The organism is Collimonas fungivorans (genome assembly GCF_028292705.1).
In the GTDB taxonomy this organism is placed as follows: domain Bacteria; phylum Pseudomonadota; class Gammaproteobacteria; order Burkholderiales; family Burkholderiaceae_D; genus Collimonas; species Collimonas fungivorans_B.
The window spans coordinates 1-10316 of the sequence record NZ_JAQGLV010000174.1; the positions used below are offsets into that span (position 1 = coordinate 1).

A 10316-nucleotide genomic window follows, 5' to 3' on the forward strand; every position below is an offset into this window, starting at 1 on the left:
CCGACGGCGTCTTGATGCTCAGCTGCCGCACGTAATCCTGCGCGGTGTCGCGGATCGCCGCCTGGTCCAGGAACAGGCCCTGGGTCAGGAACCGGTTCATGCTCGACATGGCGACATTGGTCTTGACGTCCAGCCCGGTAGCCAGGCCGAAGTGCTTGCGGTCTTCCGACAGGTAACCGATGCCGTGCGCCACCGCGTCCCGCGGCGACCTGATCGTCACCTTGGCGCCGTGCACCCGGATTTCGCCAGCGTCGATGCGGTCGGCGCCGAAGATGGCGCGCGCGACTTCGGTGCGGCCGGCGCCCATCAGGCCGGCAAAACCGAGGATCTCGCCTTTGCGCAGGCTGAAACTCACATCCTTGATGAACGCGCCGCGCTGCAGCCCCTTCACTTCCAGCACAACATCGTTGCCGGAGGTGTCGGGGATGGCCTGGTCACCGTTGTCGAGCTGGCGCCCTACCATCATGCCGATGATGGTCTCCATGGAGGTGGTGGCGGTCGGCACGGTGGCGATGTATTTGCCGTCGCGCATGACCGTGACGCGGTTGGAGATCTGCCGCAGCTCGTCCATCTTGTGCGAAATGTAGATGATGCCGACGCCGTGCGACTGCAGCTGGCGGATGATGCGGAACAAGTCTTCGATTTCAGCGTTGTTGAGCGCAGCCGTGGGCTCATCCATGATCAGCACGCGCGAGTCGAAGGACAGCGCCTTGGCGATTTCCACCATCTGCTGCTTGGCCACTGTCAGTTCGCTCACCAGCGTGCTGGGATCGAGGTCCAGCCGCATGCGTTCAAAAATCGCCTTGGTCTGCCGGTTCAGCGCCTCTTCGTCGAGGAACAGGCCGTAGCGGCCGCGCGGTTCGCGGCCGATGAATATGTTTTGCGCGGCGCTCAGGTGGTTCATCAGGTTGAGTTCCTGATGGATGATGCCGATGCCCAGCGCCTGCGCGGCGCGCGGGGTAGGAATTTCGACCGGCAGCCCTTCGATGCGGATTTCGCCGCTGTCCTTGGGATAGACCCCGGCCAGCACTTTCATCAGCGTCGATTTGCCGGCGCCGTTTTCACCCATCAGCGCATGGACCTCGCCGCGCATCAGGTCGAAGCGGCAGTTGTCGAGCGCCAGCACGCCGGGAAAACGCTTGGTCACGTTTTCCAGCGAAATAAGGCAGTCCGGCGTAGGAATTTCTGATTGCTGCATATCTACTCTCATGATGCACTGCCGGCGCTGCCGCCGACCGTGTTAAATCAATCTATCAAGATGCATTCAGGTCAGGGCGCGGTCGAGATGGCTGTAGCCGCCGTCCACGTACACCCATTGCCCGGTCGTGTGCGCGGCGCGCTGCGACAAGAGAAATACTGCGGTGTCGGCAATCTCCTCGGCCGTGGTAAGCCGTTTTCCGAGCGGTATCTTGCTGGTGATCGCGGCCAGTTTCTGCTCCGGATTGTCGAAACTGGCGATCCAGTTGCGGTACAGCGGCGTCATCACTTCGGCCGGGATCACGGCGTTGACCCGCACCCCGTCATTCGCCAGCGCCGCCGCCCACTCACGCGTCAGCGCCAGCTGCCCGCCCTTGGCGGCGCAATAGCCGCTGGTGTTGCCCTGGCCGGTCACGGCCGTCTTCGAAGAAATGTTGACGATGGCGCCGCGGCTGGCCTTCAGGTGCGGTACGCAGAAATGCGCCATCGTGTAGTAGTGGATCAGGTTCTTTTCAAGCGACAGCACGAAGGCGGCCCGGCCGGCGTCGAGGCCGATGTTGTCGTTGATGCCGGCATTGTTCACCAGGCCGTCCAGCCGTCCGAATTCGACTACGGTCTGCGCCACGGCTTGCCGGCACTTGTCCTCATCCATCAGGTCGAGCTGGAGGATGAGCGACTTGTCTTGCAAGGCCAGCAACGCCGTCTTGAATTCGGGCGCCGGCTGGCTTTTGCCCAGGATCACGGGAATCGCGCCTTCCGCCGCCAGCTGCAGCGAAATCGCAGCGCCTATTCCTGCGCCGCCGCCGGTCACGATCACCACTTTTCCCGCCAGATGTAGATCCACTTTGCCGTCTCCGTTTTTTATTTGTTTTATTTGTTTTGTCTACTAGTATGCGCTTTGCTAGCCGCGGAACTGGTATTGCTGCAGCGACTCAGGTTTCATCGTAATCGAAAACCCGGGCGCCGTCGGCGGCATGTACGATGCATTGCGTATGACGCAAGGATCGACGAAATGTTCATGCAGATGGTCGACATATTCCGTGACCCGCCCTGCCTTAGTGCCGGCAATGCAGACATAATCGATCATCGACAAGTGCTGCACATACTCGCACAGGCCGACGCCGCCGGCATGCGGACACACCGGCAGCTTGTACTTGGCCGCCATCAGCAGCACCGCCAGTATTTCATTGACGCCGCCGAGACGGCAGGAATCGATCTGCACCACGTCGATCGCGCCGCGCATGATGAACTGCTTGAAGATGATGCGGTTCTGGCACATTTCGCCGGTGGCGACCTTGACCGCGCCTATGCCTTCGCGGATTTTGCGGTGGCCCTCGACGTCGTCCGGGCTGGTCGGTTCTTCGATGAACCACGGCTTGGCGAACGCCAGCTGGTTGACCCAGTCGATCGCCTGGCCGACTTCCCACACCTGGTTGGCGTCTATCATCAGCTGCCGCTCTTGGCCGATCACTTCGCGGGCGATGGTGACGCGCCGGATGTCGTCTTCCAGGTCGCGCCCGACCTTGAGCTTGATATGGTTGAAGCCGTTGTCGATCGCTTCCTGGCACAGCCGCCGCAGCTTGGCGTCCTCATAACCCAGCCAGCCGGCGGAAGTGGTGTAGCACGGATAACCGTCCTGCTGCAGCAAGCGGATGCGCTCAGCCTTGCCCGGTTCCTGCGCGCGCAGCAAGGCCAGCGCTTCTTCCGGCGTGATGCAGTCGGTCAGGTAGCGGAAATCGATGGCGCGCACCAGTTCCTCGGGCGACATGTCGGTCACCAGCTGCCACAGCGGCTTGCCTTCCGCCTTGGCCCACAGGTCCCAGACCGCATTGACGACGGCGCCGGTGGCCAGGTGGATCGCGCCCTTGTCGGGGCCGATCCAGCGCAGCTGGCTGTCGGAGGTGATGTGGCGCCAGAAGCGGCCCATGTCGGCGCTGATCCAGTCCAGCTTGAGGCCGACCACCAGGTGTTCCATCGCCTTGATCGCGGCGCAGCAGATTTCATTGCCGCGGCCGATGGTGAAGGTCAGGCCATGGCCTTCCAGGCCGGGCTGGTCGGTTTCCAGAATGACATAGGCGGCGGAGTAGTCGGGATCCGGATTCATCGCGTCCGAGCCGTCCAGCATTTGCGAGGTTGGGAACCGCACATCCAGCACGCGGATTGATCGAATTGTCGTCATCGTGGTTCTCTTTAAAGTGAGATGGTGCGTTGGCGCTGCTCTCCCAGGCCGTCTATGCCGAGCCGCATCACCTGGCCGGCGCGCAGGTAGACCGGCGGCTTCTGTCCGAGGCCGACGCCAGGCGGCGTGCCGGTGGAAATCACATCGCCAGGCTGCAAGCTCATGAAGCGGCTCAGGTAGCTGACCAGCGCCGGCACCTGGAACACCATGGTCGAAGTATTGCCGTTCTGGTAGCGATGGCCGTCCACTTCCAGCCACAAGCCGAGGGCATGCGGATCGGCCACTTCATCGGCGGTCACCAGCCAGGGACCGAGCGGGCCGAAAGTATCGCAGCCTTTGCCCTTGTCCCAGGTGCCTCCCAGTTCGAGCTGGTATTTGCGCTCGGAGACATCGTTGATCACGCAATAGCCGGCGACGTGCTTGAGGGCGTCGGCTTCACTGATGTAGCGGCCGCCCAGGCCGATCACCACGCCCAGCTCCACTTCCCAGTCGGTCTTCAGGGAATCGCGCGGGATTTCGACGTCGTCGTCCGGACCGCAGATTGCGCTGGTCCATTTGTTGAACACCACCGGTTCCGACGGCACTTCCATGCCCGATTCGGCGGCGTGGTCGGAATAGTTCAAGCCGATGCAGATGAACTTGCCGACGGCGCCGACGCAAGGTCCGAGGCGCAGGTCTTGCTGCGGCGTACCGGCGACCAGCGGCAGGCTGTCCAGGTCCAGCGCCCGCAGCTTGTCCAGCTCCTGCGGCGTCAGGAAGCGACCGGCGATATCCGTCACCACGCCAGACAAGTCGCGCACGCGTCCCTGTGCATCCAGCACGCCGGGTTTTTCCTGGCCCTTCTGGCCGTATCTCAACAACTTCATGGTTTCGCTTTCATGGTGACGTTATTCAACAGGGATTGATTAATTGGACCAGCCGCCATCGATCAGATGGATGGCGCCGGTAGTAAAGGAAGATTCATCGGAAGCCAGGTACAAGGCCAGGGCCGCGATTTCGTCGGCCTTGCCGACCCGTCCCATCGGCTGGCGGGCGACAAACGCGGCCTCGATATCGGCAATCGGCACGTTTTGCTGCCGCGCCTGCTCCTTGATCCGCGCTTCGAGAGAAGGCGATTCGACGGTGCCGGGGCAGATAGCGTTGCAGCGGATGCCCTTGGCGACGAAATCGGCGGCCACCGCCTTGGTCAGGCCGATCACCGCTGCCTTGGTGGCGCCGTACACGAAACGATTGGGCACGCCCTTGACGCTGGAAGCGGCCGACGCCATGTTGATGATGGAACCGCCGCCCTGCGCCAGCATGCCCGGCAGCAGCGTGCGGATCAGGCGGTACATCGAGGAAACGTTGAGGTTCCAGGAGAACTCCCAGTCCTGTTCGGTGCAGTCGAGGATGCTGCCGTGATGGACAAAACCGGCGCAATTGAACAGCACGTCGAAAGACGAACCGGCCTGTGCCAATGCCGCCACGGCCTTGGCGTCGGTGACGTCGAGATGGCGGGTGGTCAGCTCGGTGCCGGCGGCGCGGGCCAGCGCGGCGGTTTCGTCCAACGCCGCCTGGTTGATGTCGGTAGCCAGCACCTGCGCACCCTCGCGGGCAAACATCAAGGCGCTGGCGCGTCCTATGCCTTGGCCTGCTGCAGTCACCAGGATGCGTTTTCCTTGAAGCCTCATGAACACTGTCTCCATATTGTTGATTGTGCGGACTTGCTTGCCGGTTGATGACAATCGGTCTATAGGTCCATTGGTTGGACCAATTCGCTTAGGGCAATCATAATGGTTAAATTTTGGCTTTGCAATACATAATTGCCAGTCGCCTGCTACCGGAGCAGAGTCGCCTTGCCTTCAGGTAACGATATGCTGCAATATGCAATCCATCACTACGCATCCCTTTTCCAGCATGCCCAGTTTCCAGCAAACGCCCAGTTGCATCCTTGAGCCCGGAACCGTGATTCCGCGCCACGTCCATGCGCAAGCCTATGCCACCATCGTGCTCGACGGCGGCTACCAGGAAGCCGGCGAACGCGGACGCTGGCATGTGCGGGCCGGCGATGTGCTGTTGCACGCACCCTTTTCGGCCCACTGGAACCGCGCCATCCCGCGCGGCGCCAGGGTCCTGAATTTGCCGGTTGCCATGCCTGTCGCTGAATCGGCATGCGGCCAGGTGGCCGATCCCGACCTGGTGATCCGCCTGGCCGGGCGCGATTCGCTGGAGGCCGCGGCGGCGCTCACGCACGGCTGGCGCCAGAGCCAGGGCAAACTGAGCGAAGCGCCGGACCTGCTGGCCGAGGCGCTGACCGCTTCCGATCCCGCGGGCGTGCAGCTCTGGTCGCTGGAACACGGCGTGTCGCGGGTGACGGCGTTCCGCTGGTTCCGCGCCGTCTATGGCGTCAGTCCGACGCGCTACCGTATCGAAGCCCGCGCCCGCCTGGCCTGGCGCATGATCGTGGATGGCGGCGCCAGCCTGATCGAGATCGCCGCTGCCGCGGGCTATGCCGACCAGGCGCACATGAACCGCGACGTCAAGGCGTTCACCGGCCGTTCGCCCGGCGCCTGGCGCAGCACGCTGAAACATTCGTTCAAGACCGCCGCGGCCGCTGCCTGATATCGTCAGTCCATGACCGATACCACCGCCCTCGCGCCCAGCCGCCCGCTTTTTGAAATTACCGGATTCAAGTTCCGCCTTTGGCCGATCGTGCTCGCCGCGATCCTGATGCAGCTCATGCTGTGGCCGGCGCGCGAAGCCGCACGCTGGCTGTTCAAGCATCAGGCCGACTGGTTCCACCATCAGGTCTGGGCCTTTGTCGCCCTGGCCGAGCTGTTCCAGATTGCGGTCGGACTGATGGCGGTCCTGGTCATGCGCCGCTATCTGCCTAAGGCCGATCCTTATTTGCGCTGGCCGCCGCAGCGCAGTTATGCCGGCCTGGCGGTGCTGATCGGCATCGGCATGGCGCTGCTGATGCTGGTGGCCGACTATTGGCCGCAGCTGCTCAGCCGCACTGCACCCCAAGGCGGCTACGAGATGACCGCGATCGGCATCCCCGGCTGGCTGGCGGTGATGTTCGTCGCCGGCCCCAACGAAGAGATCATCTTCCGCGGCGTGCTGGTCGGCATGCTGACCGTGCTGGTGCCTGGACGGGTGCGCCTGGCCCGGTTCGAGATCCCGGTGTCAGGCGTGATCGTGAGCCTGCTGTTCGGCGCCGCCCACTACGGCAGCTTCTTCCAGGATCCGCTGTACCAGGCTATCGCCCAGCAGCTTTACGCCTTCCTCTTCGGCCTGACCTACGTCTGGCTGATGGAACGTTCGCGCAGCCTGCTGGCGCCGATGATCGCGCACGGCCTCGGCGACCTGCTGGAAGTGGGCGCGGTGATGCTGCTGTCGGTCGCCTGGGCTTGATGAAAGGCAAACACCTTGTCAGGCAGGCCATAAGCGTCCTGCATACCCGACTTGTGACCGCATCCTCCGTGTATATACTGGTTGCTTGAACGCCAGACAAAGGAGCCTGTCATGTCCGCCAGACCTGAACTGCAGCAACTTCGTTTTCCCGGCGAGAGCGCCGATTACCGTACCGCCCGCGCCGCTCTGCTGGCCGAGGAGATGGCGCTGCGGCACCAGATCGAGAGCGTCGCCGCCCGGCGCCGTGCCCTGCCTCCCGGCGGCGAATTGAAACAGGATTATCGTTTTGTCGGCGCCGATGGTCCTGTGCATGTTTCAGAACTGTTCGCGCCCGGCAAGGATACGCTGGCGATCTACAGTTTCATGTACGGCCCGGAGCGCAAGCGGCCCTGCCCTGGTTGCACCCATTTCCTCGACGGCATCGATGGCCAGGTACGGCACATCGACCAGCGCCTCAACTTCGTGGTGGTCGCCAAGCGGCCGTTGGCGGATATCCTCGCTTTCGCCAAGGAACGCGGCTGGCATGGGCTGCACCTGCTGTCCACCGACGGCAATAGCTACGACAGCGACTACTTCGGCGATTCCAGCGCCCTCAGCCCGCAGATGCGCAGGCAGCAGGACTTCAAGGATGGTGAAGAATGGGACATGCCGATGCTCAACGTATTCCACCGCAGCGACGGCGTGATCCGCCATACCTGGGGCTCGGAGATGCTTTACGTGCCGTCCGAGCCCGGCCAGGACTACCGCCACAACGACATGCTGGATCCGATGTGGAACCTGTTCGACGTCATGCCGGAAGGCCGCGGTGATTTCCAGCCCAAACTGAGCTACGCCTGAACCGCCGCCTTACTGCCTGGATTCCTTGATAAAGGCAGTACGCGCGGCCACTCCGGTGTTGGCGAAATCGGTAAACACGCCGTCGATCCCGGCCCGGAAATAAGTCAGGAATTCCGCGCTCGGGTCGCCCTTGTAGATGCCGGCCAGGTACTTCTGCTCGTTGCGGAAAGTATAGGAATGCACGAACAGGCCAGCCTTGTGCGCATCCGCGATCAGGCTGGTCGGCGTGATCGTGTTGACGTCGGCCAGCGAGCCGGTGTACGGCGTGCCGTCGGTGTTGGTCGCCTTGAACGGCACGATGGTATGCGCCATCACCTGCGGTTTCCAGGGGCCGATGCCGTCGGCATAGGTCTTGATTTCAGCCAGCCCGGCCGGGGTCAGCATGGCGCCGAAGTAACGGCCGTCGCCGGCCAGGGTCCAGCTGTATGGCCGGCCATCGACGAAGTTGTAGACGTCGCTGGTCTGGTAAATCATCTCGCCGGTCTTGTAGTTAACGTCGTTGCCGTCGACCAGCTGCACCATCTTCGTATTCAGGCCGGCGGAGCGCATGTACTTCAGGCTGGCCGGATCGAAGCTCTGCACATAGATCGGCGCAGTCTTGCTGTTCAGGTTGTTGTCCTTGATGAGCTTGATGATCGCATCTTCGAACGGGTGCTTGCCGCTGCCGCAGCCGTTGGCGATGGCTTGTGCATTGTTCCAGTACGGATTCTTGGATTCCGGATAGATCGAAATCGTGCGGCCGCTGGCTGCACCCTTGGCCTTGGCGATATCGATGATTTCCTGCATCGTCAGGATCGGGTATTTGCCGTTCAGCGCGGTCGGCCGCTGGTCGCGCGCATCGTAGGTGGTGCCGCCTATCCATTGTTTCAGCTCGGCGACGGTGAAGTCGGTAATCGACCAGTCGCCGGTATGGTCCTCGCCGTCCACCACCAGCGATTTCAGCACCGATTTCGGGTCGTTGGGATCGGTCAGGTCGCTCAGGTATTGCGCCGGGCCGCCGTAGGTGGCGAGCGAGTAGCTGACATTCACCAGCACGCCCGGCACGGTGCGTTTGCGCGCTGCCACGGTGGCATTGGTCTGGGCCACGGTCGTGATGTTGGTGTTATCGCTCAGCCACGGATTGTGGCGGGCAACCAGCACGCAATCCTTGCTCAGGTGCAGGTCTTCTTCCAGCGAGTCGGCGCCGACGTCGGCCGCGGCTTCATAAGACGGCTGCGTCTCTTCCGGATACAGCCCCGGCAGCCCGCGATGCCCGATCACCAGCGGCGCGGCGCCGTCCAGGGTCTGGAATTTGGCCGAGGCCAGGTTGCTGCTGTCGCCGCCTCCGCCGCAGGCGGTCAATGCAGCGGCAGCGGCGAGCTGGGTCAGGATCAGGACTGGACGGGATGGGCGACGGGTATCTGAGAGGTGCATGGCCATGTGGAGTGAAATTGAATCCAGCGATTATGGCTTCTTTCAGTGACTGCCTGATGACAACATTTATTTTCCCGCTTCCAGCCACGCCAGCGTATCCGCCAGCAATCCATCGGACAATTCGGCATCGTCGACCAGGCGCGCCAGCATCAGCGCCCCGATCATGGCTGACCAGCTGCCGACCGCGGCGCGGCGCCGCTCCTCGGCAGTCTGCCCCGGCGCGCTCCGGCTGAACTTCTCGACCTGGCGCCGGACGCTCTCGGTCATGGCATGGCGCACGTCATCGCCGGCGCGCACGGCTTCCGTGCCTAGCGTCGAAAACAGACAGGCGCATCCGGGATCGTCGCGATGGGCGGCGCTCAGGTATTGCGCGGCAAAATCGGCCATCCGCTCCGGATAGGGGTCGCCCCCTGGCGGCGTCAAGACATGCGCGCACGCCTGGGCGATCAAATCGTCCTTGGATGTGAAATGCCCGTAAAACGCGCCATGCGTAAGGCTGGCGGCATTCATGATCTGCGCCACGGTGACGCCTTCAAAGCCGTGCTCGCGAAACATGCGGGCAGCAGCATCAAGAATGCGCGTGCGGTTTTCGACAACCTGTTCGCGGCTTATCTTCATGACCTCTCCTTTTGATGCTTGACATTATACATTACGGCGATCATGATTGTAATGATGATGATCATAATGAATAATAATTTCATTATCTATCTATATTTCTTTTCAACAACCAAAACCAGGATTCCTCATGACTAAGCAAGCTAAAACTACCGTACTCATCACCGGCGCATCCGGCGGCATCGGCGCCACTTACGCTGAGCGCCTGGCCGCCCGCGGACACGATCTCGTGCTGGTGGCGCGCGACCAGGTACGCATGGCGGCGCTGGCCTCGCGCCTGCGCGCCGAAACCGGCGTCAGCATCGACATCATCAAGGCCGACCTGACCGAAGCCTCTGACCTGAAGCTGGTCGAGACCCGGCTGCGCGAGGATGCGCGGATCGGGCTGCTGGTCAACAATGCAGGAGCGGCGGCGCCGGGCGGCTTCCTGGATGCGGACGTCGAGCTGCAGGATCGCCTGATCCGCCTCAACATCACCGCAGTGACGCGGCTTGCGGCCGCGGTCATCCCGCGATTCGTGGCCCAGGGCGAAGGCGCCATCGTGAACATTGCTTCGGTGGTGGCGCTGGCGCCGGAATTCCCGCTAGGCGTATATGGCGCGACCAAGGCCTATGTACTGACCTACTCGCAAGCCCTGAACGCCGAACTCGGCGCGCGCGGATTGTACGTGCAAGCCGTGCTG

11 protein-coding genes are annotated in these 10316 nt (G+C 62.6%); 4 read left to right on the top strand and 7 right to left on the bottom strand.

Features of this window, described 5'->3' with window-relative positions; translation table 11 throughout:
• The 5 genes from JWQ61_RS09630 to JWQ61_RS09650 form a co-directional block, all read right to left on the bottom strand.
• A partial coding sequence (locus tag JWQ61_RS09630; RefSeq protein ID WP_304360335.1) for a sugar ABC transporter ATP-binding protein occupies positions 1 to 1198 on the bottom strand: 1198 nt, incomplete at its 3' end.
• Between the two features lie 66 nt (positions 1199 to 1264).
• Positions 1265 to 2041, bottom strand: a complete 777-nt coding sequence (locus JWQ61_RS09635) for an SDR family oxidoreductase (protein ID WP_304360336.1) — start codon at positions 2039 to 2041, stop codon at positions 1265 to 1267.
• Between the two features lie 57 nt (positions 2042 to 2098).
• A complete protein-coding gene (locus tag JWQ61_RS09640) occupies positions 2099 to 3376 on the bottom strand; it encodes an L-fuconate dehydratase (protein ID WP_304360337.1) in 1278 nt (425 codons plus the stop codon).
• A gap of 11 nt (positions 3377 to 3387) precedes the next feature.
• Positions 3388 to 4242, bottom strand: a complete 855-nt coding sequence (locus tag JWQ61_RS09645; protein WP_304360338.1) for a fumarylacetoacetate hydrolase family protein — start codon at positions 4240 to 4242, stop codon at positions 3388 to 3390.
• Between the two features lie 39 nt (positions 4243 to 4281).
• Positions 4282 to 5046, bottom strand: coding sequence for an SDR family oxidoreductase (locus JWQ61_RS09650; RefSeq protein WP_304360339.1), 765 nt, complete (start codon positions 5044 to 5046; stop codon positions 4282 to 4284).
• 193 nt (positions 5047 to 5239) lie between these two features.
• On the opposite strand from JWQ61_RS09650, the gene JWQ61_RS09655 reads away from it, so the two are divergent.
• From JWQ61_RS09655 to JWQ61_RS09665, 3 genes are all read left to right on the top strand, one after another.
• Positions 5240 to 5977 (top strand): AraC family transcriptional regulator, encoded by a 738-nt coding sequence (locus JWQ61_RS09655; RefSeq protein ID WP_304360340.1) that lies wholly within the window; start codon positions 5240 to 5242, stop codon positions 5975 to 5977.
• A 12-nt stretch (positions 5978 to 5989) separates the two neighbouring features.
• The gene (locus tag JWQ61_RS09660) at positions 5990 to 6769 is read left to right on the top strand and encodes a CPBP family intramembrane glutamic endopeptidase (protein ID WP_304360341.1); all 780 of its coding nucleotides are present in this window, start codon (positions 5990 to 5992) and stop codon (positions 6767 to 6769) included.
• A 111-nt stretch (positions 6770 to 6880) separates the two neighbouring features.
• Positions 6881 to 7606 (top strand): DUF899 family protein, encoded by a 726-nt coding sequence (locus tag JWQ61_RS09665; protein WP_304360342.1) that lies wholly within the window; start codon positions 6881 to 6883, stop codon positions 7604 to 7606.
• 9 nt (positions 7607 to 7615) lie between these two features.
• On the opposite strand, the gene JWQ61_RS09670 is transcribed toward JWQ61_RS09665, so the two are convergent.
• Together JWQ61_RS09670 and JWQ61_RS09675 are read right to left on the bottom strand one after the other, a co-directional pair.
• Positions 7616 to 9025 (bottom strand): glycerophosphodiester phosphodiesterase family protein, encoded by a 1410-nt coding sequence (locus JWQ61_RS09670; RefSeq protein WP_304360343.1) that lies wholly within the window; start codon positions 9023 to 9025, stop codon positions 7616 to 7618.
• Between the two features lie 60 nt (positions 9026 to 9085).
• On the bottom strand, positions 9086 to 9637 hold the full coding sequence (locus tag JWQ61_RS09675; protein WP_304360344.1) for a TetR/AcrR family transcriptional regulator: 552 nt from the start codon (positions 9635 to 9637) through the stop codon (positions 9086 to 9088).
• A 127-nt stretch (positions 9638 to 9764) separates the two neighbouring features.
• Here JWQ61_RS09675 and JWQ61_RS09680 point away from each other — a divergent pair.
• Positions 9765 to 10316: SDR family oxidoreductase (locus tag JWQ61_RS09680; RefSeq protein ID WP_304360345.1), on the top strand; the 552-nt coding region annotated here is incomplete at its 3' end.